Origin of the sequence: Hylemonella gracilis str. Niagara R, assembly GCF_000600295.1 — a bacterium.
In the GTDB taxonomy this organism is placed as follows: Bacteria; Pseudomonadota; Gammaproteobacteria; order Burkholderiales; family Burkholderiaceae_C; genus Hylemonella; species Hylemonella gracilis_A.
On record NZ_JEMG01000001.1, the window covers coordinates 3,574,078 to 3,596,940 of the forward strand.

Genomic DNA, 22,863 nt, shown 5'->3' on the forward strand with positions numbered 1-22,863 from the left:
ACGCCGCCCATGCCCGGCCCTAGCCCTCGAACTGCGGATGCAACTGCCGGATGCGGTTCATCGCCAGCGCGGCGGCGGCCGTGCGGGTTTCCACTCCGAGCTTGGCGTAGACACGCTCCAGGTGCTTTTTCACGGTCATGGGACTGCTGCCCAGGATGTCGCCGATGTCGCGGTTGATCTTGCCCTTGATCACCCAGTAGAGCACCTCGGCCTCCTTGGCCGTGAGACGGAAGCTCAGGGAGATGGCTTCGATGACGGACTCGTCCGAGGCCTCCTGCATGATGAGCAGCCAGTCGCCGCCAGCCTCGGGCGTGAGGGCATCGTCGCCGCGCTGGTGCAAGCGCAAGGTGAGGCGACGCGCGCCCTGCTCCACGCTCAGGCGCGGCGGTTCGGCCAGGGGTTCGCCACGGGCTTGGGCCTCCAGCGCATGTTCGACGCTGCGGCGCAACCAGGCCAGCACGGGCTCGGGCACATGGGCCGGGCCCGGCGCGGGCTCGCCGTAATAACGCGCCAGCAGTTCACGCGCTAACGGCGTCTGCCACATCAAGCGGCCGTCGCTGGCACGCACGGTGACGCTGGCGTAGCCGAAGGCGTCGAGTGCGTTGCGCGCCTGGCGCCGCTCGCGCGCGCCCTGTAGGTGCACCTGCATGCGTGCGAGCACTTCCTTGGGCCGGATGGGCTTGGTCACGTAGTCGGTGCCGCCGGCTTCCAGCGCGGCGACCAGGTGCTCGGTCTCGGTCAGACCCGTCATGAAGATGATGGGAATGTGAGTCGTGGTCGCGTCGGCCTTCAAGCGCCGCGCGACTTCGAAGCCATCCATGCCCGGCATCATGGCGTCGAGCAGCACGATGTCGGGCCGCGCCTGCACGGCGCGCTGCAGGGCCGAGGCACCGTCCAGCGCCACCAGCACCGTGCAGCCCGATTCGTCCAGCGCGTCGTGCAGCAGCGACAGGTTGTCCGGCACGTCGTCGACGATCAGCACCACGTCGCTGTGCGCACGGTTGAGGGCCTGGTCCAGGGTATCGCTCATGTCTTCTGAGGCAAGGGATCGATCAGGGCAAGGATGTCCTCGAAACGGTACGCGCGTGTGAGTCCGCGCACCTGATCCACCCAGCTCTGATGCACGGGATTCTGCGCCTCGATGTCGTCGAGCAGGCGCACGATGCCGCGGTAGTAACCCAGGACAGCGAGCTCCCTCAGTTCGGCCAACCGTTCATCCGAAGGCGGCGTGACCGGCGCAGGAGCGAATGTGACGGACGGCAGGGACGAGAGAGGTGTCTGTTCAGTCCAACGCAATTGCAGGCGCTGTTCCAGCCAGTCCAGCAGCTCGCTGTGGCGGATGGGCTTGGTGATGAAGTCCGCCACCGCGATGCCTGCGTCATTTTCCAGGCCCTTGTCGAAGGCATTGGCCGAGACCACGGCCACGGGCAATTGGGCCATGCCCTTCATGCGCCGCAAGCGGCGGATGGTCTCCCAGCCGTCGATGCCGGGCATGGCCAAGTCCATGAAGATGGCGTCGGGCTGGTAGCCTGCGGCCAACAGGTCCAACGCGTCATGGCCGCTGGACGCGGTGCGCAGCACGAACCCCAGAGGCACCAGCAGTTGCGTGAGCATCTCGCGGTCGGGCTCTTCGTTGTCCACCACCAGCACATGGCGCCGCGCGCCGAGGTAACCACGGCGCGGCGGCCTGGGCAAGGCCGGCCGGGCCGTAGGCAAGGCGGCGTGCACCTCGGGCAGGAAGAGCTTGACGTGGAAGACCGAGCCCAGGCCCGGCGTGCTCTGCACCGTGAGTTCACCCCCCATCAGGTCGGTCAGCATCTTGGCGATGGTCAGTCCCAGGCCAGCGCCGGACGTACCCTGTGCGGACGCCGTGCGGGCAAAGGGTTCGAACAGACGTTCCATTTCCTCCAGCGCCATGCCCGGGCCGGTGTCGCGGATGTCGATGTGCGCCATCTCGCGCGCGTGGCGCACCTGGAATGTCACCTCGCCCCGGGCCGTGAACTTGATGGCGTTGCCCAGCAGGTTGATCAGGATCTGGCGCACGCGCTTTTCGTCGGCGCGCACGCGCTCAGGCAGGGTGGACAGGGGCACGAAGCGGAAGGCCAAGCCCTTGGCCGCAGCCTGCAATTCGAACATCGCGGCCAGTTCATGCACGACGTCGGCAAAGGCCATGGGCTTCACGTCGAGGGTAAGCTTGCCTGACTCGATGCGGGCCAGGTCCAGTGTGCCTTCGATCAGCGAAAGCAGATGTTCACCACCGCGCCGGATCACCTGCACCGCGTGCTTGCGGTGCGCGGGCACCTGCGGGTCTTCGCCCATGAGCTGCGCGTAGCCCAGGATGCTGTTGAGCGGCGTGCGCAATTCATGGCTGATGGCGCTGATGTAGCGGCTCTTGGCCTGGTTGGCCTGTTCGGCCTGCCGACGCGCGTGCTCCGCGATGCCTTGGGCCTCCTCAGCCACGCGCCGCGCTTCCTGCAGGGCGGCGTCGGTCTGCTGGTGCAGGTCGATTTCGCGGCGCAGCAGCGCGGTTTGGCGGTTGGACTCCTCCTGCGCCACCTGCCGGCTCTTGTGCGCAAGCACCACCCACCAAGCCACCGTGCCCGCGACCAGCAGCAAGGCCACATAGGCCTTGAGGAAAGCGGAACGCAAGGCAGCTTCGGCCGCCCCCAACTCGGCAGCGGAACTCAGGCCGCGGTGCATCAGGCCCTGCAACTCCTGCTGGTAGAACAGCGCGAAGACCCCAGCCAGCAGGGGCGCGGTGAAGAGCATCAGCAACAGGAAATGTGCGAGTCCGCGGTCCAGATAGGGCCAGAGCGCACGCGGCAACAAACGCTGCAGCACCCCATTCCACTGCGCCGAGAAACTGGCCTCCGGTTTGCACAGGTCACCGCAACGCGCGTCCAGCGTGCAGCACAGCGAGCAGATCGCCCCTTGGTAAGCCGGGCAATGCGCCATGTCCGGCCCTTCGTACTCGCGCTCGCAGATCACGCAGCGCTGGAGCTTCGCGCCCAGGTAGGCGCCTGCTTCCGTCGCGCCAATGCCCACCACGTCAGGGCCCGTCCAAGTCGGTGGAGAACTCCTTGGGGGAATGGATGCCGCGCGCAACGTTTGGTCCGGGAACCCTGCTTCTCTCGCGATGTAGTAGCGCCCCTTCGTGGCCCAGGCGATCAGGGGCGAGGTGATGAAAGCCACGCCCAGCGCGATCAGGGCCGAATAGGCCTGGGCCAGAGGCCCGAACATCCCCAAGTGGGCCGTGACCGAAACCAGGGAAGCCAGCGCCATCGCGCCGACGCCCACGGGGTTGATGTCGTACAGGTGCGCACGCTTGAACTCGATGCCCTTGGGCGACAGGCCCAACGGCTTGTTGATGACCAGGTCCGCCACCACGGCCATCATCCAGGCGATTGCGATGTTGCTGTAGAGCCCCAGCACGTCGCCCAGGGCCTGGAACACGTCCATTTCCATCAGCAGGAAGGCGATCAGGGTGTTGAACACCACCCACACCACGCGCCCCGGATGGCTGTGCGTCAGACGCGAGAAAAAATTGCTCCAGGCCAGGGAGCCGGCGTAGGCGTTCGTCACATTGATCTTGAGCTGCGAGATCACAACGAAGAGCGCCGTCGCGGCCACCGCCCAGCCGTAATGCGGGAACACGTATTCGTAAGCCGCCAGGTACATCTGATTCGGATCCACCGCCCGGTCCGCCGGCACGGACTGACTCAGCGCCAGATAGGCCAGCAAGGCGCCGCCCAGCATCTTGAGCACACCCGGCAACACCCAGCCCGGCCCGCCGGCCAGCACCCCCGCCCACCAGCGCAGGCGGTTGGTGGAAGTGCGGGCGGGCATGAAGCGCAGGTAGTCAGCCTGCTCGCCCATTTGCGTCATCAGGGCCACGCCCACCGTCAAGGCGGCACCAAAATGCAGCGCACTCACACCAGCCGTACCACTGCGATCACCGGAATAGTGCACAACCCCATCGAAGGCGTGCGGATCGAGCACCAGAACCGTGACGAAGGGGACCACCAACATCAAGAGCCACAACGGCATGGTCCAGACCTGCAGGCGGCTGATGACCGAAACTCCGTGCGTCACCATCGGGATGACCACCAGCGCGCAGACCAGGTAGCCCCAGCGCGGGGGAATGCCCAGGGCCAACTCCAGTGCGTAGGCCATGACGGCGGCCTCCAGCGCGAAGAAGATGAAGGTGAAGCTGGCGTAGATCAGCGAGGTGATGGTCGAGCCAATGTAGCCAAAACCCGCGCCGCGCGTGAGCAGGTCCATGTCCACCCCGTAGCGCGCCGCGTAGACGCTGATGGGCAGGCCGGCCAGGAAGATGATGAGGCCGGTCGCCAGGATGGCGAGCGCGGCATTGGCCCAGCCATACTGCACCAGCAGCGTTGCGCCCACGGCCTCCAGGATCAGGAAAGACGCAGCCCCGCCAGCCGCCGTGTTGGCCACATTCCAGGCGCTCCACTTGCGGAAGCGCTGGGGCGTGTAGCGCAGCGCGTAATCCTCCAGCGTCTCACTGGCCACCCATGCGTTGTAGTCGCGCCGGACCTTGACGATGGTCTGGACGGGCACATCCGCCGCCGCCCCGTCCGAGGCAGCGGCAACAGCTTGGGCTCGGGCTGAGGCATCCATGCCCCTTGACATTCAGGAACCGTGCCACGCACGGCCCCCGACAAACCCGCGAACTGCGGCGCGGCGTTCGGTCGGCTCAGTCGGCGGGGCGACGACGACGCAGCCAGCCGTACCAGAGACCGACCAAGGCCGGCACCCAAAGGCAGACGCCGGCCAGCATGTCACCGAAACCATCCTCGCTGAACAAGGCCGCGATCAGGCCGACTGCCGTCAGTACGCCGAGCACGACAGGCCAGGTCCAGACGGCTGGTCCGCTCAGTTCCTGTTGCTGATCGCTCATGACACCACCGCGCTTTCATTCGCCTGCGCGGTTTCGTCCCGGCGACGGCGCGCCGCGCCCTGGGGCTTGGCCAGCCAGAGGTAAAGGCCGCTGCCCAGCACGATGATGGTCGCGATGTCCAGCACCGCCCAGACGATCTGCATGGGTCGTCCGCCGTAGTCGCCGAAGTGCAGCGGCTGCGACACCAGCAAGGTGTTGATGTACCAGGGCGAAGGCGGCGCCGCCGTCACCTCATTGGTCTTGGCGTCAACCAACACCGGCTGGATCAGGCGCGCGGTGAAGGGCTCGTTGCCCTTGAGGAACACCGTGTTGTGGTGTGGGCTGGAAAAGGCCGTGCCCGGGAAAGCGATGAAGGACAGTTCCTTGCCGGGCACATGCCGCAAGGCGGCGTCCAATGACCCTTGCACCGAGCCGCGCTCGGCCTCGGGCACAGGCGGCTTGCCCTGATAAGGCTGCAGCAGACCGCTGAGCTGGTCGTACTGCCAGTACTTGATCAACGGATCGGCCAAGGTGTTGATGACCCCCGTGGCCCCGACCACAAACAGCCAGACCAGGGTGACGATGCCCAGCAGGTTGTGCAAGTCCAGCCATTTGACGCGCGGGCTGTTTTCTCGGCGCACCGTGCCGAATTCCAGCTTGCGCGTGAAGGGGCCATAGAGCACCACGCCGCTGACGATGGCCACCAGCAGCAACAGGCCCATGAAACCCAGGAAGAGCATGCCCGGCAACCCGGCGAACAGGTCCACGTGCAGCTTGAACATCACCCACATGAAGCCCTCGTCGAACCGGGGCTGGGCCAACACCGCGCCCGTGCGGGCATCAATGGCCACCGAACGGAAATCGTCGGTGGGCGCGGGCGTGGGCGTCATGGTCGCGAACCAGATGTTCGCGTCGTCCTCGTCGGGGAAGAGGAACTGCACCACCCGATCCGGATGCTGCGCCTTCGCCACCGCCATCACCTTGTCCACGCTGACGCGCTGCGTGTCCGCGGGCATTTCCGGCGCTTCCACCTCCGTGCCCAGCAGGTGCCCGATCTCGTGGTGGAAGATCAGCGGCAGACCTGTGAGGCACAGCAGCAACATGAAGGCCGTGCAGACGAGGCTGGTCCACTTGTGCAGCCAGGACCAAGTTTTGATGGTTTTTTGTTGCATAAGGATGAATGGGAAAGACGCCCGGAGGCGTCTTCTGTTTCAGAAGGTCAGTCGTCGCCCAATTTCGGTCAGAACTGGTGATTCAGAGAAACCTGATAGTTACGTGGTTCGCCATAATGACCGCTATAGCGCAGGGTGTTGATGTACTTCTCGTCGGTCAGGTTCTTGACGTTGAAACGCAAAGTGGTGCTGGACATGACCCGCCACGCGGCGAACGCATTGAGCACCGCATAACTGTCCTGGCGCACCGTGTAGTCATTGGACTCGACGTTGGATATCTCGCTCTGCCAACGGCCACCCACACCCAGCGTCACTGCGGTGTAGCCCGGCAATCGGCTGCTGACGATCAGGTTGGCGGTTCGACGCGGGACCCATGCGTAAGTGTCGTCACCGTCTTCGCCGTCCAACTTCAGCGCGGTGTAGCCGAATGTCAGATCGAGGTAGCTGTTCAGCTTGCCGACGGCTTCGAATTCCAGGCCCGTGGACTCGACATCAACACCCTTGTAGTAATACTCGTTCTTGGAGTTGTACCCCGCTCCAGTAGCCAAGCCGTCCTGCTCTGCCCTGAACACGGCCACCGTGGTCAGCAAGCGCTTGTCCAGCCAATCCGCTTTCACACCTACCTCGTAGTTCACGCCCTTGGTCGGTTCCAGATAACGGCCATTTGCATCCGACTGATCTTGCGGCTGATAAATGTCGGAATAGCTGACATAACCCAACAGTTTGTCAGTGAAGTCATAGGTCAATCCAGCATAGGGACTGACATTTCCTTCCGTCTGGTCAAATTCGACCGTATAGCTCACACCTTCACGGTGATATTCGGTGTAATTGGCGCCAAGCACGGCCTTGATTCGATCAGCCAACACGACGCGGGTTGCGCCGTAGGCACGCGTCATGCGTTGTTTGTTGATGCGATAGGTAGACAGACTGCCCCAGACAGGCTCGGGAATGACGTTTCCAGCCCACGGGAATCCGGGCATCTCGATGTATCCGTCACTGTAGCCATCACCATTCAGATCTCCAGCATTGGCATAGGTGGCGGCGTACTGGTCATACGTTCCCTTGCTTTTGGACAAACTAACGCCGAACATGGCTTCGTGCTGACGCCCGAACAGATCGTACCGACCATTGATCGTAGCCGCAGCCATGTCCTCGGTCAGCTTGTCCTTGCCCCACCATGGATAGCCGTACAAACCTTCACCAGTGACCGGGTCCATGCCATCACCCAGATAGTCAGTCGCGTAGAACAGCTTGGAGTCGTTGCTGACACGACGGTGGTTGTAGGTCAACTTCAACTGCCAGTCCACGCTCAATTGATGCGCGTACTCCATGAATGCGTTCTGGGTCTTGGTATCCCAGAAAGTCCAATCCTGTGTCGTCGAGGCACCACGCTTCCACTCGTTCTGAGTGCCATCGCTGTTCATGAACGTCAATGCACCCCAGGTATTGCCCGTGCTGTCAGACTGTTGATGGGAATACCCCAGTGTCAGCACGCCGTTGTCACCAATCTGCCCATCGATCACACCGTAGAAAAAGGTACGTTCTTTTTCGTAGCTACGAAGATAGGACCCACCCTCCTCACGTGCCGCAACCACCCGACCGGCCCAACGGCCATCCTCTGTAAACGGCGAAGAATAGTCCGCTTCAATCCGCTTGGTGGCCCATGAGCCATAACTCACACCCACTGAACCCTGTTCGTTATTAGTGGGGCGCTTGCGCACATAGTTGATCGTGCCCGAGGAATTTCCCACGCCGGTCAACAAACCGTTCGCGCCGCGGATGACCTCGATTTTTTCGTAGCCAAAAGACTCCATTGCGCCAGTCACGATGCCCCAGTCGTTGGGCATCCCAACCCCATCAATCTGAGTGTTCTTGACGTCAAAACCACGCGCTGTGTATTGAGTGCGGTTGGTTTCCGTCTCCTCGACCTGTATGCCTGTACCCAAGCGCAAGGCGTCATTGAGATTGGTGACACCAAAATCCTTGATTTGCTCCGCCGTCACCACGCTGATGGACTGCGGCGTTTCCTTGATTTCGAGATTCAGGCCCGTGGCGCCGGTGCTGACCCGCGCTTCACGCTGGCTGGTGATCGTCACAGCCTCCAGCGTCTTTACATTGGCAGCATCAGCAGACGATGCATCGGTTTGCGCCGCAGCCGGCATCATCCATGCCATCCCCATCAAGGCCAGCAGGGCTGCCTGTGCAACCGGCTTCTTGCTGAGGTCAGAACGGAAGTTTGTGCTCGCCATTTCAATTTTTGCGCGTGCTTTGTTCATTTTCTTGTGCTTATTCACATCAATGTTCAAGGGGCTCACGCCCCTCATCGCCTAACGACGGGTTCACCTTCGATAAAAAGAAGGCAACAGACAATGATAATTACTACCATTAAAAATACAATATTTTTCGCGCCCCAGTGTGGTTCGCAGCCAACGGCTGGGGCGTCGCCTACCGTGTTCCAGATCTGAGGTCAGCGTGCAGACTGGACATGCATACCTCTATGCGAAAACCGGTCGGTGCAAGAGATGCAATCCGCGCCGCCCAAGCGGCCAGGGCCGTGAGATCACCCCTGTGAACGCCTGGTCGCCTTCACCTGGTACATCAGCAAGTCCGCCCGCTGGAGCACCTCGTCCGGATCGTGCTGACCTGGCTCGACGGCCAGCATGCCCACGCTGGCGCCAGCGTAGTCCATCGTGATGGGACCCAGCTGAAAGCGGCCGCTGGTGGCGCCGGACACGCGGGAATGGAAGGCTTGCTTGGCTTCCTCGACCGCTTGGGCGTCGGCCGGCCCCTGCCCCACGACGACGAACTCATCGCCGCCGAGTCGCGCGGCGAAATCGCCTGCTCGCAAGGCCACCTTCAGTCGATTCGCCATCTCGACCAGGAACTGGTCCCCCACGCCGTGGCCATGCTGGTCGTTGATGGCCTTGAAACCATCCAGGTCGATGAAGGCCACCAGAACCCAGAATTTCTGCCGCTTGCCCTGGGCCAGTTGGCGGGTCAGTTCCTGCAGCAGGGCCCGGCGGTTGGACAGCGTCGTCAGCGGGTCCGTGGTCGCGTAGGCCGTCAGGCGCGCATTCGCTTGCAGCAACTGCGCCACAAGTTGTTCGCGTTCAATCTGATGGGCAATCAGGGCGGCGAACAGTTTCAGCAGGCGCTGCGCCTGCGCTGGTTGGGGGCGACGGTCCGTGCTCGCGGCGCACAGGGTGCCGTACATGGCGCCATCCCCCAGGTACACGGGCGTGCTCATATAGGTCCGAACGCCGAGGTGGCGCACGGCGCCAGCCTCCGGCCAGCGCACATCCGCATCGTCCGTGCAGAGCGGCCCGGACTCCAGGGCCCGCCTGCACAGGGAATCTTCCCAGGGGAAGCTCAGGCCTTCCTGCATTTCGAGCTGGCTGGTATTCCTGGAGAACAGGATGCTCTGAACGCCCTGCTGCAGGTCTACCATCGTCAGGTAGGTGGACTCCAGGCCGGTGGCGGCTTCGAGCAACTCCAGCAGGGGCCGCGTCAATTCCTCGACGGATCGGGCCGTGGCGACGGAAGTGGCAAGGCGGTCAAGGATGGGGTCCATCGCAGCATTGTGCCGCCGGCCTTCGCGAAACATCCCTGCCCGGCCTTGCTGGGTGGATTGATTGGTAGGGCGTGCTGGGCTCGAACCAGCGACCAAGGGATTATGAGTCCCCTGCTCTGACCAACTGAGCTAACGCCCCCCACGCAGGCACCGCGATCGCCGTGCCTGCGAAGTGGGGGATTGTAAGAGGCAGCACGGCGCCCGCCGACCTTGCCGCGTGCTTATTTGCCATGGCTCAGCGCGTTGCCCAGCAGCTTGGACGTGACGTCGACGATCTGGATCATGCGGTCGTAAGCCATGCGTGTGGGGCCGATGACACCCAGCGTGCCGACGATCTGTCCGTCCACTTCGTACGGCGCGCTGACCACGGACAGTTCCTCGTAGGGCACGACCTGGCTTTCGCCGCCGATGAAGATGCGCACGCCCTCGGCCTGGCCCGCGCTGTCGAGCAGGCGCATGATCTGCGCCTTCTGCTCGAACAGATCGAAAGCCCGGCGCAGATGGCTCATGTCGCTGGAAAAGTCGCTGACCGCCAGCAGGTTGCGCTCGCCCGCGATCACCACTTCCTCCTGCGGCTGGCTCATGGCCTCGGTCCCGACGGTGACGGCCGCCTGCATCAAGGCAGCGATCTCGCCACGCAGCTTCTCGACCTCGCCCTGCAGGCGCTCTTTTACCTGTTCCAGCGTGAGGCCGAGATAGTGGGCATTGAGGTAGTTGGCGGCCTCGTTGAGTTGGGAGGCGGAGTAGTCCGCCCCGGTGAAGATCACGCGGTTCTGCACATCGCCCTCGGGCGAAACCAGGATGACGAGAATACGCCGCTCGCCCAGGCGCAGGAATTCGATGTGGCGAAACACCGAGGAACGGCGCGGCGCGACCACCACCCCGACAAACTGCGATAGAGATGACAGCAGATTGGCCGCGCTGCTGATGACTTTCTGCGGTTGGTCGGGCACGAGCTGGTGCGGTGCGAATTCCGGAGTGGCCATCTGCTCGCGCTGCACCGTCAGCATGGTGTCGACGAAAAGCCGGTAGCCCCGGGCCGTGGGCACCCGCCCGGCACTGGTGTGCGGGCTGGCGATCAGCCCCAACTCTTCCAGGTCGGACATCACATTGCGGATGGTCGCAGGCGACAGCTCCAACCCCGATGCGCGCGACAGTGTGCGCGAACCGACTGGCTGCCCATCGGCGATGTAACGCTCCACCAGCGTCTTCAGCAGCAACTTGGCACGGTCATCCAGCATGGAAAATCATTCTAACGATGCGCCCTGTGCACGCCCGCTTCATTCTTGCAAAACAGGGGCGTGGCGGGATTGAAAGTCGGCGCCAATACTGTATATTGATACATATCACCGGTTTCCACCATGAGCCTGCAATTCCACCAAGTCGCCCTGATCGGCCGCTACCCGCTCGCCCCGCAGCAGCAAGGCGGTACCCCGGGCGCGACCAGCTTGCGGGCACGCCCGGCGCTGGGCGGCATCGCAGCCCTGCTGCAGGCCCAGGGTTGTGCCGTGGCGGTGGAAGCCCAGACGGCCACCGCCGCCGATGGCCTGGAAGGGTTGCCCACGCTGGCGCTGGAGGACATCGCCGCGCGCTGCGACTTGGCTCTGGTGGTGGGCGGTGACGGCACCATGCTGGGGGCCAGCCGGGTGCTGTTCCACCCTGGCACGGACCAGGGTCTGCCATTGATCGGCATCAACAGCGGCCGCCTGGGTTTCATCACCGACATTTCCTTGGAGAGCTACGCCAGCGTGCTGCCGCCCATGCTGCACGGGGAATACGAGGCCGAAGGCCGCGCCCTGATGCAAGCCCGGGTACTGCGCCCTGGGCCGGACGGCGATAGCTGTGTCTTTGACGCTCTGGCCATGAACGACGTGGTGGTGCATCGCGGCAACTCCTCGGGCATGGTGGAGCTGCATGTGGAAGTGGATGGTCGTTTCGTCGCCAACCACCGGGCCGACGGGCTCATCCTGGCCACGCCCACCGGCTCCACGGCCTATTCGCTCTCGGCCGGCGGGCCCATCCTGCACCCCGCCATCGCCGGCTGGGTACTCGCACCGATCGCGCCGCATTCCTTGTCCAACCGGCCAGTGGTGCTGCCCTCGGACTCGGAGGTGTCACTGGAGATCGTTTCCGAGCGCGAAGCCATGGTGAATTTCGACATGCAGACGCTGACGGCCCTGCAGCAGGGTGACCGCATTCTGGTCCGTCGCTCGGCACGCACCGCGCGCTTCCTGCACCCGCGCGGCTGGAGCTATTTCGACACCCTGCGCAAGAAATTGCACTGGAATGAAACTTGACTCACCACCTGGCTGCCAGCCTGGGTTGATTGGCAAGCCACCGTTTGAGGAGCGTCACGCAAATGGCACTTAAGAGAATCGTCCTGCGGGACTTCGTCATCATCAGCGAACTCGACCTCGAATTCGCGCCCGGCTTCACCGTGCTGACCGGCGAAACCGGCGCGGGCAAATCCATCCTGATCGACGCGCTGCAACTCGTCACCGGCGCGCGCGCCGACACGGGGCTGATCCGCGAGGGGGCCTCACGCACCGATGTGAGCGTGGAATTCGACCAATGCCAGCTCTACAACGGTTGGCTGGAAGCAACCGGTTTCGACACCGGTTTCGACCCGGGCGCCACGCTGCTGCTGCGCCGTACCGTGGACACCCAGGGCAAAAGCCGCGCCTGGATCAACGGCAGCCCCGCTACCGCCACGCAGCTACGCGAGTTGGGCGAACAGCTGTTCGACATCCACGGCCAGCATGCTTGGCAAAGCCTGACCCGCGCCGAGGCCGTGCGCGGCCTGCTCGATGCGTATGGCCGCATCAACACCGAGGCGTTGACCCGGGCCTGGACGCACTGGCGGCAGACCGTGAAAACGCTGGAAGACGCCCGCGCCGCTCAGGACAAGCTGCAAAGCGAACGCGAGCGCCTGAGCTGGCAAATCGGCGAGGTGGAGAAGCTCGATCCCCAAGCCGGTGAATGGGAGACGCTCAACACCGACCACGGCCGCCTGGCGCACGCCCAGGCCCTGCTGGACGCCGCCCAGACCGCACTGGACGCGCTGGACGGCGGCGACGACGGCGCGGACGGCGGCGCCCGATACGCCCTCGGTGCCGCTCGCCAGTCGCTACAAAATCAGGAGCACCTGGAGCCCGAGTTCAAGGCCCTCGCAGAAGTGCTGGCCTCCAGCCTCGCCCAAGTGGAAGACAGCGCGCACAGCCTGCGCTCCTACCTGCGCCGAACCGACCTGGACCCGGAACGCCTGGCCGAACTCGACGCGCGGCTGACGCAGTGGGTGGCCCTGGCCCGCCGGTACAAGCGCGCGCCGGAGGAACTGGCCACCGCCCTCGCGGGCTGGCGCGAAGAGCTGGCCCGCCTGGACGCCGCGGCCGACCTGGAGACGCTACACAAAACAGAGCAGGATGCGCGCGCGGCCTACATGCACGCGGCGCAGGCCATCTCGCAGGCCCGCGCCACCGCCGCACCCCGCCTGGCCCAGGCCATCACCCAGGCCATGCAAGGCCTGGGCATGGAAGGCGGCCGTTTCGACGTAACCCTGCTGACCAGCGAGCAACCCCAAGCGCACGGCCTGGAAGAAGTGCAATTCCTGGTGGCCGGGCACGCGGGCAGCACGCCGCGGCCCATCGGCAAAGTGGCCTCGGGCGGTGAGTTGTCGCGCATCGCGCTGGCCATCGCCGTCACCACCAGCCAGCTCGGCGCAGCACAGACCCTGATCTTCGACGAAGTGGATTCCGGTGTGGGCGGCGCGGTGGCCGAGACCGTGGGACGTCTGATGCAACGCTTGGGTCGTGACCGCCAGGTGCTGGCCGTCACGCACCTGCCGCAAGTCGCCTCCTGCGCGAACAACCATCTGCAAGTGTCCAAGCAGCGCGAAGGCAGCGCCACGCTCAGCAGCGTGGCCCCGGTGCAGGGTGAGGCGCGGGTGCAGGAAATCGCGCGCATGCTCGGCGGCGAGCGCCTGACCGGCGCGACCCTGGCCCACGCCAAGGAAATGCTGCAGGACCAGGGACAACCCGGTCTGATTTGAGCAGACCCGGACCGGCACAGGCAGAATTGCCGCATGGAAATCGTCCTCATCACCGGCATGTCCGGCTCCGGCAAATCGGTGGCCCTCAACGCCCTCGAAGACGCCGGTTATTACTGCGTGGACAACCTGCCGCCGGAGCTGCTGGAACCTTTCGTCGCGCTGGAACAGCGGCAAAGGGCCCGCCATGTCGCCATCGCCATGGACGTGCGCAGCGCCACCTCGCTGCCGCAGTTGCCCGCCCTGCTGAATACGCTGCGTGAGCAGGGACACACGATCAAGTCGCTGTTCCTCGATGCTGCGACCGACACCCTGGTGCGCCGCTATTCCGAGACCCGCCGCAAGCATCCGCTGTCCAGCGCGCCCGGCGCCATCGCCCGTTCGGGAACGCAGACGGCAAACGCGAATGACAAGAAGGCAGCGCCGTCGATCGGCAAAGACGAAAGCGCCGTGGGCGAGGCGGCCGACCCCAATCGCGCCCTGATCGAAGCCATCGAACTCGAACGCGAACTGCTGGCCGACCTGCGCGACCAGGCCCAGGTCATCGACACCAGCGTGCTGCGCGCCGCGCAACTGCAAAGCTATATCAAGGAAGCCATCCGCCTGCCGGGCAACTCGCTCACCCTGGTGTTCGAATCCTTCGCCTTCAAACGCGGCATCCCCGTGGACGCGGACTATGTGTTCGACGTGCGCATGCTGCCCAACCCGCACTATGAGCCGGCCTTGAAGGACCTGACCGGACGCGACCAGCCCGTCATCGACTATCTGCGCGCCCAGCCCGAAGTCGACCAGATGCGCCAGCACATCGAACGTTTCCTCAACCAATGGCTGGCCGCCCTGCTGCACAACCACCGCAGCTACGTGACGGTGGCCATCGGCTGCACCGGCGGCCAGCACCGCTCGGTCTATCTGGTCGAGGAACTGGCGCAGCGCTTCGCGACGCGCTGGACCACGCTCAAGCGGCATCGGGAACTCGGCTAACCCTGCTCCAGCAGTTTCCGTATCGGCGCCGGCAGGCCCAGCGCGGGCCAGGCGTCTACCGCGTGCCAGAAGCCTTGCCCTGACACCGTCACGGATGCCGGCAACTCCACGCGTACGGGGTGCAAATGCAAATCCTTGTGCGTCAGCACATGCTTGAAGACCGGCAGCTCATTCAAGTCGTCGCGCTGCCTGGCCGGCACGGCCGCTTGCAAGGACTCAAAACTGTCGAACAGTTCCAGGCAATACAAACCCGCCCACACGCTTTTCAAGGCATCGTCGGCGCCGCCGGACGCGGGCCGCTGGCGCAACCAGACCGCGCCGTCACGCGTCCGCGCCCACAAGAGCCAGAGTGATTGCGCCGTGCGCTTGAGCTTGCGGGTCTTGACGGGATAGGCCTCGGGACGGCCTTCACGGCGCGCCACGCAGAGGTCGGCCAGCGGACACATCAGACAGCCCGGTTTGCGCGGCAGACAGACGGTGGCGCCCATGTCCATCACCGCCTGGGTGTAGCGGGGCATGCGCTGATCCAGGTCCTCACGGGGCAGCAGCTCATCCGCCAGCTTCCACAAAGCCTTCTCCTGCGCGGTCAGCGCCAGGTCGCCGTCGAAGCCCAGGGCGCGCGTCAGCACGCGCTTGACGTTGCCGTCCAGGATCGCCACGCGTTCGCCAAAGCAGATGGACGCGATGGCCGCCGCCGTCGAGCGGCCTATGCCCGGCAATTCCTGCAAAGTAGACGCGTCGCGCGGGAATGCACCTCCGTGCAACGCCACCACTTTCTGCGCGCAGGCATGCAGGTTGCGCGCCCGGCTGTAGTAGCCCAGGCCGCTCCAGAGCGCGAGCACGTCATCCAACGGCGCCGCAGCCAAGGCCTCCACGTCGGGAAAGCGCTGCAGGAAACGGGCGTAATAGTCACGCACCGTCGCGACCTGGGTCTGCTGCAGCATGATTTCCGAGAGCCAGACCCGGTAAGGATCGCGGGTGTTCTGCCAGGGCAAGTCATGGCGGCCATGCACGGACTGCCAGCGCAGCAGTCGGTCGGACCACTGCGCCGCCTCGCCCTGCTCCATCAACTCGGTAACTGTCATGTTTCTACGAGTCACGCTTTCTGGCATTGCACGCAGAAATAGGTCGCCCGCTGGCCCTGCCGCATCAATCTGATGGGGCTGCCGCAGACCGTGCACGGCTGCCCCGCGCGTCCATAGACCTTGGCCTCGAACTGGAAATTGCCGCGTTCGCCGACCGCGTTGCTGTAGTTGCGCAGCGTGGTGCCTCCCGCGGCCAAGGCCCGGCCCAGCACATCGCGTATCGCGGCGTGCAGCTTCACGGCGCGTGGCCCGCTGATGCGCGCCGCGGACAGCGTGGGTCGGATGCCCGCAAGGAACAGCGCCTCGGACGCGTAGATATTGCCCACGCCCACCACCACGTCGCCCGCCAGCAGCACCTGCTTGATGGCGCTTCTGCGTTTTTGCAGCGCGGCGTGGAAGGCACGAGCCTCGAAGCTCGCATCCAGCGGCTCCACACCCAGGCCATCCAGCAGCTTGCGCGCAATCGACGCACTGTCGCTCGCGGCCCAGACCACGGCGCCGAAGCGGCGCGGATCGTTCAGGCGTAGCAGGCCACGATCAGTCTGCAGATCGAAATGGTCGTGCGGGCCACGCGGCCTAGGGGCTTGCGCATCCTCGCCGGTGAAGCTCAGGCTACCGGACATGCCCAGGTGCAGCAGCAGCAGCCCCTCATCCAGATCCAACAAGAGGTACTTGCCGCGCCGGCGGACACCCCGCACGCACCGTCCGACCAATTGCGCCGGGGCGATGCCCAGGGGCCAGCGCAAGGGCAAGCCCACGCTGGCGGACAGGACACGCCCCCCCGTGATGCGGTCCGCAAAGCTCAGACGGGTGGCTTCGACTTCGGGCAATTCAGGCATGACTCGAGAATAGTCGCGGCAAAAACGGACATTATGAAGAGGTACAAAAGCGGCGCACGCCTTGGCTTATCATGACCCGCACCGATTCGGATCGCTTATGTCTGCCCTACGCCCGCGCCTGCCCGCCCTGCTCCTGCCTGCATTGCTGGCGCTTTTGTTTTCCTCCACCCACGCAGCGCCCGCCACGCCCCCCAACACGAAGGAGGCGGCAGAGCCAGAATTGGCGCCACCCGTGGAAAACTCATCGCTGGATGGTGAGCTTTTTTACCAGTTGCTGCTGGGCGAGCTAAGCGTGCAGCAGGGTGAATCGGGCATGGCCTATTCCCTGCTGCTCAACGCCGCACGCAAGACCGATGATGGGCGCTTGTACCTGCGTGCGATCGAAATCGCCCTGCGCGCACGCGCCGGTGATTCCGCGCTGCAGGCTGCCCGCGACTGGTCCAAGGCGCAGCCCGATTCCGCCGAAGCCAACCGTTACCTCTTGCAGATCCTGCTAGGTCTGAATCGACTGGACGACACAGTGGGGCCGCTGCAGCGTGCGCTCGCACTGGCCGCGCCGCAGGAACGCCCCACACTGGTCGCCACGCTGCCGCTCTACTTTTCCCGCAGCAATGACAAGGCCCGCGCCGCCAGCGTGCTGGAGCAGGCCTTGCAGCCCCAGCTCAATCCAACCGCGGCCCAGGCCACGCCGATCGACCGGGCCACCGGCGCTGCGGCCTGGAGCGCGGTGGGCCGCATGCGCCTGGCAGCAGACAACCCCGTGGGCGTGCTGGAGGCCGCACGGCGCGGCGCGGCACTCGACCCACGTGCGCCTGAACCCTTGTTGCTGGCCATGGCCTTGCTCTCGCCCCAACTGCCCGCGCGTTACGCGCCGCAGCGGGACGAGGCCAAGGAACTCTTGGCACGTCATTTCGCCTCAAGCGCGCCTGCCTCCGCGGGACTGCGCCTGAATTACGCGCGCACCCTGGTCGACGCGCAACGCTACGCCGAAGCCCAGGCCCAGCTGAAGATCGTCACCCAGGAGCAGCCCGATCTGGCCGATGCATGGCTGTTGCAGGGCATGCTGGAATTGCAGGACAAACGCCCGAACAACGCGGAAAAGTCCTTGAAGCGTTTCCTCACCCTGATGGAGGCCCAGCGCAAGCAAGCCGCTGCCGCCCGCAATCAGGATGGGGCGGACGACGAAGACGGTGCTGACGAGACGAGCGAGGGCCCACTGCTCCAGCGCAGCGCGGGCCAGCAAGCCATCCAGCGTGCCATGACCCAGGCCTACCTGGCACTGTCCCAGATCGCCGAACAGCGCAAGGACTACAAGGGCGCGCAAGACTGGCTCGCGCGCATTGACACCGCCGGCAACGCAGAGGAACTGCTGCGCGTGCAACGCCAACGCGCCGGGCTGCTGGCACGTCAGAACCGCTTGGACGAGGCACTGGCAATGCTGCGCAGCCTGCCGGAAGACACGCCCGAGGAAGCGCGCGGCAAGCTCCAGGCGCAGGTGCAGCTGCTGCGCGACCATAAGCGCCATGCCCAGGCCTATGCACTGCTCGACGAGGCCGTGCGCAACGCCCCTCAGGATTACGACCTGCTCTACGACCTGGCCATGATGGCCGAGAAGCTGGGGCGCGCAGAGGAGATGGAACGCGTCCTGCGCCGCATCATGGCGGAAAAGCCGGACTACCACCACGCCTACAACGCGCTGGGCTACTTTCTAGCCGACCGCAACATGCGCCTGCCCGAGGCGCGCGCGCTGATCCAGAAAGCCCTGGACGCCGCCCCCGAGGACCCGTTCATCACCGACAGCCTCGGCTGGGTGGCTTTCCGCGAAGGCAACAGGGAAGAAGCCATGCGCCTGCTGAAACGGGCCTATGCGGGCCGGCCGGACGCCGAGATTGCCGCCCACCTCGGCGAGGTGCTCTGGAGCCTGGGCCAGCGCGACGAAGCGCGCAAGATCTGGCGCGAAGGGCTGGAACTGAACGCCGACAACGAAACCCTGCTCGAAACGTTGCAGCGCCTGGGCGTCAAAAAGCCCTGAGCGGACCTGGGCCACAGCCATACACCGGCAGCAGGCCATCGGGCGGCCTGCGCCTCGGGACCGACTGCCCCCCGAGGCGCGGGCCGATCACAACGCTACACTCGCCCGCCATGCCGTCCTCCCTGCATGATGTCTCCGCACCCGCCAAGCTCAATCTTTTCCTGCATGTCACTGGCCGGCGCGCCGATGGCTACCACCTGCTGCAATCGGTGTTCAGCCTCATCGACTGGACCGACACCCTGCACTTCGAGGCGCGCCCCCACCGACAGCACGATGGTGGCCTCAGCCGCGAAGACTTGACCACGCCCTTGCCCGCAGACGATCTGGTGCTGCGGGCCGCCCGCGCCTTGCAGGCCGCCACAGGCCATGCAGGCGGCGCGCACATCGCGATCGCGAAACACATCCCCGCCCAAGCGGGGCTGGGCGGCGGCTCCTCCGACGCGGCCACGACCCTGTTGGCACTCAATCGGCTGTGGAAACTCAAGCTCGGGCTGAAGCAGTTGTCGGCCATCGGCCTCACCCTGGGCGCGGACGTGCCCTATTTCCTGCACGCGGCACATGCCAAGCACGCCACGGCCTGGGTGGAAGGGGTGGGTGAGCGTCTCACGCCCTTGCCGACGAACCTGGAGCCCGCCCGACTGCTGCCCGGCCATGCCCTGCTGGTCGTCAAGCCCGAAGCAGGCCTGGAGACTGCTGCGATTTTCCGTGACCCGGCTTTGAAACGCGACAGTTTTGCTGCTACAATCACAGGCTTTGCTGCTGACTCCGGCGTGGACTCAGCAAGCGTGGAAAATTCGGGCGACCTTGGGCGCGAGCAAAGCGCGCAGCGTTTCAGAAAATTCCTGCTTGAGGAGGCACGCAACGACTTGCAGCCCGTCGCCCAGCGGCTATGCCCTGGTGTCACGCAAGCCCTGGAATGGTTGAATTCCCTGGGTTTGCCGGGACGAATGACTGGTTCAGGCAGCGCGGTGTTTGCATGGGTATCGCCTGACATGCATGTGCGTGCCAGGTTTTCCAGTACGGCGATTGCCGTGCCGGACCGGATGCAAATCCGCTGGTGCAGCAGTCTGGATATCCATCCACTGGCCCATTGGGCCTAGCGGACAGATGGCCAGTAAAAGAGAGCGTCAGGGAGTTCGGACTCAGTCCGACGTGAACGAGTTTTGAGGTGGGCGGTTGTGGTGACTGACCGTCGACCTGTGTAGGGGAGTCGCCAAGTTGGTTAAGGCACCGGATTTTGATTCCGGCATGCGAGGGTTCGAGTCCTTCCTCCCCTGCCAAATTCCTGCATTCGTACCAGTCACCCACGCTTAGAACAAGCGCGTTGCCACCTTCCACCTCCGACGTCTCCACGCTGGGCTCTTCCATGCAGAACACAGCATCCTCCCCGGATTTCATGCTCTTCACGGGCAACGCCAACCCCACCCTGGCGGCGGACATTGCCAAGCATCTGGGCATCAGTCTGGGCGCGGCGACTGTCGGGCGTTTCTCCGACGGCGAAGTCACGGTAGAAATCAACCAGAACGTGCGAGCCCGCGACGTGTTCGTGGTCCAGTCCACCTGCGCGCCAACCAATGACTCGCTGATGGAGCTGCTGATCATGGTCGACGCGCTCAAACGCGCCTCGGCCGAGCGCATCAGCGCCGTTATCCCTTACTTCGGTTATGCGCGTCAGGATCGCCGCCCACGCTCGAGCCGCGTCCCGATCTCGGCCAAGGTTGTGGCCAACTTGCTGCAGACCGTGGGCGTTTCCAGCGTGCTGACCATGGATTTGCACGCCGACCAGATCCAGGGGTTCTTCAACATCCCGGTGGACAACATCTACGCTTCGCCGGTGCTGCTGGGCGACCTGCGCCAGCAGAACTATGAAGATCTGATTGTCGTCAGCCCCGACGTGGGCGGTGTCGTGCGCGCCCGCGCCCTGGCCAAGCAGCTGAACTGTGACCTCGCCATCATCGACAAGCGTCGCCCCAAGGCCAACGTCAGCGAGGTCATGAACGTGATCGGCGACATCGAAGGCCGCAACTGCGTGATCATGGACGACATGATCGACACCGCCGGCACGCTGGTGAAGGCCGCCGAGGTGCTGAAGGAGCGCGGCGCCAAGAGCGTCTACGCCTATTGCACGCACCCCATCCTGTCCGGCCCGGCCATCGAGCGCATCTCCAAGAGTACCGCGCTCGACGAAGTGGTGGTGACCAACACCATCCCGCTGGCTGAACTCGCTCGCGCCTGCGACAAGATCCGTCAGCTGTCCGTGGCTCCGCTGTTCGCGGAGACCATCCACCGCATCGCCCGAGGCGAATCGGTCCTGAGTTTGTTCTCGGAGCAGGACGCGCCGCTGCTGTGAGCAGGCGCTGCCCCGCTGCGAGACCAAAAGCCGCCCGCATCGAAAGACGCGGGTATTGTTGAAACCGGAACCACACTGGTCGCGGTGGGTTCCGCAGGAAGCATTGCATAGCCAAGCTTCCAAAAGGAGTGAACCATGAAATTCGTCGCTTTTGAGCGCGCCAAGCAAGGTACGGGTGCGAGCCGCCGCCTGCGTTACACAGGCCGCACGCCCGGCATCGTTTACGGCGGTACCGCCGAGCCCTCGCTGATCGAGCTGGACCACAATGCCCTGTGGCATGCCCTGAAGAAGGAAGCCTTCCATTCGTCCATCCTGGACATGGAACTGAACGGCAAGAGCAACCAGGTGCTGCTGCGCGACGTGCAGATGCACCCCTACAAGCCCCTGGTGCTGCACATCGATTTCCAGCGCGTGGACGCCAACACCAAGCTGCACATGAAGGTGCCGCTGCATTACAGCGGCGAGGAAAACTCGCCCGCCGTCAAGGACAAGGCCCTGGTGAACCACATCGTCACCGAACTGGAAGTCTCCTGCCTGCCCAAGGACCTGCCCGAATTCATCGCCGTGGACCTGAGCAAGCTGACCAAGGGCGCTTCGCTGCACCTGAATGACATCACCCTGCCCAAGGGTGTGACGGCCGTGACCCACGGCAAGACCAACCCGGTGCTGGTCGCCGTGGTGGCGCCCGCAGGTGAGGAAGAGGCCGCTCCCGCCGCCGAAGCCGCTCCCGCCGATGCCAAGGCTGCTCCGGCCAAAGCTGCTCCGGCCAAGGCACCTGCCAAGAAGTAAGTTGTTGCTTCCTGGGCATGCGTCGGGTGCGACTGCCCGGTCCATGCCTTGCGAAACGGCCCGCCTCGGCGGGCCGTTTTCATTCGGCCGCCGTCAGCCCCGGTCCGCGTCCATCGCACTCCCATAATCACGTCCATGTTCAAACTCATCGTCGGCCTGGGCAATCCCGGCCCTGAATACGAGGCCACGCGGCACAACGCCGGGTTCTGGTGGCTGGACGCCATCGCGCGGGAGCTGAAGGTGTCGATGGTCCTCGACAGAAGCTATCAGGGCCTGCTGGCCCGTGCCACCTGGGACGGTCGTCCGGTCTGGCTGTTGGAACCGATGACCTGGATGAATGAATCGGGCAAATCCGTCGCGGCCTTGGCGCGCTTCTACAAGATCCAACCCGAGGAAATCCTGGTCGCCCATGACGAGCTGGACATCGTGCCCGGGGAATTGAAACTCAAGCGCGGCGGCGGGCATGCCGGCCACAACGGCTTGCGCAGCATCCATGCCCAGCTCGGCAGCGACGACTACTGGCGCCTGCGCATCGGCGTGGGCCATCCGGGCGTCAAATCCGAGGTGATCCACTGGGTCTTGAAAAAGCCTTCGCCCGAGCACCGCAATGCGATCGAAGACAGCCTCATTCGTGCCACCCAGGCCCTGCCCGAACTGCTCAATGGGGAAATGGACAAAGCCACCCAGCGGCTTCACACCAGCAAGCCTCCGCGCCCCAAGCCCCCGAAGCCATCTCGACCGGAAACCGCCCCGTCGGCCAACACAAGGGCTGCGGACCAGAAAGCCGGTCCGGCGTCTTGACCTGATAGGCCTGCGGCTGACCTCGCCCTGAATTCAGGCCGCCGGCTTCTCAGCCTGCAGCCTTAGGTATTTCTGCATCAGGGTCTCGCGGCTCTCGACATGCCGCGGGTCCACGGGTATGCAGGCCACGGGGCAGAGCTGCACGCACTGGGGCTGCTCATGATGACCCACGCATTCGGTGCAGCGCGCCGGGTCGATCTCGTAGATCTGCGGGCCGAGAAAGATCGCCTCGTTCGGGCATTCCGGCTCGCAGACATCACAGTTGATGCACTCGTCGGTGATCATCAGGGCCATGGCG

Annotated in this window: 18 protein-coding genes and 2 tRNA genes; 9 read left to right on the forward strand and 11 right to left on the reverse strand. The window is 64.6% G+C overall.

All coding sequences use genetic code 11. From position 1 onward, the window contains the following. Positions 1-19 precede the first annotated feature (19 nt). The 8 genes from AZ34_RS16240 to hrcA all read right to left on the reverse strand — a co-directional run bounded on the left by AZ34_RS16240 (position 20) and on the right by hrcA (position 10,884). Complete coding sequence (locus AZ34_RS16240) at positions 20-1,030, reverse strand: response regulator transcription factor (RefSeq protein ID WP_035610009.1); 1,011 nt, start codon at positions 1,028-1,030, stop codon at positions 20-22. Continuing rightward, positions 1,027-4,641 (reverse strand): ATP-binding protein, encoded by a 3,615-nt coding sequence (locus AZ34_RS16245; protein ID WP_035610011.1) that lies wholly within the window; start codon positions 4,639-4,641, stop codon positions 1,027-1,029. Before AZ34_RS16245 ends, AZ34_RS16240 begins: the two co-directional genes overlap by 4 nt. A 76-nt stretch (positions 4,642-4,717) precedes the next feature. Continuing rightward, complete coding sequence (locus AZ34_RS16250; protein ID WP_035610015.1) at positions 4,718-4,921, reverse strand: hypothetical protein; 204 nt, start codon at positions 4,919-4,921, stop codon at positions 4,718-4,720. After that, a complete protein-coding gene (locus AZ34_RS16255; RefSeq protein WP_035610018.1) occupies positions 4,918-6,072 on the reverse strand; it encodes a PepSY-associated TM helix domain-containing protein in 1,155 nt (384 codons plus the stop codon). Before AZ34_RS16255 ends, AZ34_RS16250 begins: the two co-directional genes overlap by 4 nt. Positions 6,073-6,140: 68 nt before the next feature. Then, positions 6,141-8,378, reverse strand: a complete 2,238-nt coding sequence (locus tag AZ34_RS16260; RefSeq protein WP_231495555.1) for a TonB-dependent siderophore receptor — start codon at positions 8,376-8,378, stop codon at positions 6,141-6,143. Positions 8,379-8,632: 254 nt separating this feature from the next. Next, positions 8,633-9,643 (reverse strand): sensor domain-containing diguanylate cyclase, encoded by a 1,011-nt coding sequence (locus AZ34_RS16265; RefSeq protein ID WP_035612010.1) that lies wholly within the window; start codon positions 9,641-9,643, stop codon positions 8,633-8,635. Positions 9,644-9,705: 62 nt separating this feature from the next. Further along, positions 9,706-9,782, reverse strand: a tRNA-Ile gene (locus AZ34_RS16270). Between the two features lie 82 nt (positions 9,783-9,864). Beyond that, entirely contained in the window at positions 9,865-10,884 is a 1,020-nt protein-coding gene (gene hrcA, locus AZ34_RS16275) for a heat-inducible transcriptional repressor HrcA (RefSeq protein ID WP_035610022.1), read from the reverse strand. 120 nt (positions 10,885-11,004) lie between these two features. Between hrcA and AZ34_RS16280 the strand changes: the two genes are divergently transcribed. The 3 genes from AZ34_RS16280 to rapZ all read left to right on the forward strand — a co-directional run bounded on the left by AZ34_RS16280 (position 11,005) and on the right by rapZ (position 14,669). Beyond that, a complete protein-coding gene (locus tag AZ34_RS16280) occupies positions 11,005-11,940 on the forward strand; it encodes an NAD kinase (RefSeq protein WP_035610025.1) in 936 nt (311 codons plus the stop codon). A gap of 62 nt (positions 11,941-12,002) precedes the next feature. After that, entirely contained in the window at positions 12,003-13,691 is a 1,689-nt protein-coding gene (recN, locus tag AZ34_RS16285) for a DNA repair protein RecN (protein WP_035610028.1), read from the forward strand. A gap of 33 nt (positions 13,692-13,724) precedes the next feature. Continuing rightward, entirely contained in the window at positions 13,725-14,669 is a 945-nt protein-coding gene (gene rapZ / locus AZ34_RS16290; RefSeq protein WP_035610030.1) for an RNase adapter RapZ, read from the forward strand. Here rapZ and mutY read toward each other — a convergent pair. Beyond that, complete coding sequence (gene mutY, locus AZ34_RS16295; protein ID WP_081767262.1) at positions 14,666-15,754, reverse strand: A/G-specific adenine glycosylase; 1,089 nt, start codon at positions 15,752-15,754, stop codon at positions 14,666-14,668. The two genes, rapZ and mutY, sit on opposite strands and share 4 nt — an antisense overlap. A gap of 11 nt (positions 15,755-15,765) precedes the next feature. Next, positions 15,766-16,593, reverse strand: coding sequence for a bifunctional DNA-formamidopyrimidine glycosylase/DNA-(apurinic or apyrimidinic site) lyase (gene mutM / locus AZ34_RS16300; RefSeq protein ID WP_035610039.1), 828 nt, complete (start codon positions 16,591-16,593; stop codon positions 15,766-15,768). 97 nt (positions 16,594-16,690) lie between these two features. Here mutM and AZ34_RS16305 point away from each other — a divergent pair, with 97 nt between their 5' ends. From AZ34_RS16305 to pth, 6 genes are all read left to right on the forward strand, one after another. Next, positions 16,691-18,625, forward strand: coding sequence for a tetratricopeptide repeat protein (locus tag AZ34_RS16305; protein ID WP_035610041.1), 1,935 nt, complete (start codon positions 16,691-16,693; stop codon positions 18,623-18,625). A 110-nt stretch (positions 18,626-18,735) separates the two neighbouring features. After that, complete coding sequence (gene ispE / locus AZ34_RS16310; protein WP_035610044.1) at positions 18,736-19,725, forward strand: 4-(cytidine 5'-diphospho)-2-C-methyl-D-erythritol kinase; 990 nt, start codon at positions 18,736-18,738, stop codon at positions 19,723-19,725. Between the two features lie 103 nt (positions 19,726-19,828). Next, a tRNA-Gln gene (locus AZ34_RS16315) sits at positions 19,829-19,905 on the forward strand. A gap of 86 nt (positions 19,906-19,991) precedes the next feature. Next, the gene (locus tag AZ34_RS16320) at positions 19,992-20,975 is read left to right on the forward strand and encodes a ribose-phosphate pyrophosphokinase (RefSeq protein WP_035612013.1); all 984 of its coding nucleotides are present in this window, start codon (positions 19,992-19,994) and stop codon (positions 20,973-20,975) included. 135 nt (positions 20,976-21,110) lie between these two features. Then, a complete protein-coding gene (locus AZ34_RS16325; protein ID WP_035610047.1) occupies positions 21,111-21,764 on the forward strand; it encodes a 50S ribosomal protein L25/general stress protein Ctc in 654 nt (217 codons plus the stop codon). A 135-nt stretch (positions 21,765-21,899) separates the two neighbouring features. Next, entirely contained in the window at positions 21,900-22,565 is a 666-nt protein-coding gene (gene pth / locus AZ34_RS16330; protein WP_051509968.1) for an aminoacyl-tRNA hydrolase, read from the forward strand. Positions 22,566-22,598: 33 nt separating this feature from the next. On the opposite strand, the gene AZ34_RS16335 is transcribed toward pth, so the two are convergent. Next, positions 22,599-22,859, reverse strand: coding sequence for a YfhL family 4Fe-4S dicluster ferredoxin (locus AZ34_RS16335; protein WP_035610049.1), 261 nt, complete (start codon positions 22,857-22,859; stop codon positions 22,599-22,601). Between the last annotated feature and the right edge of the window lie 4 nt (positions 22,860-22,863).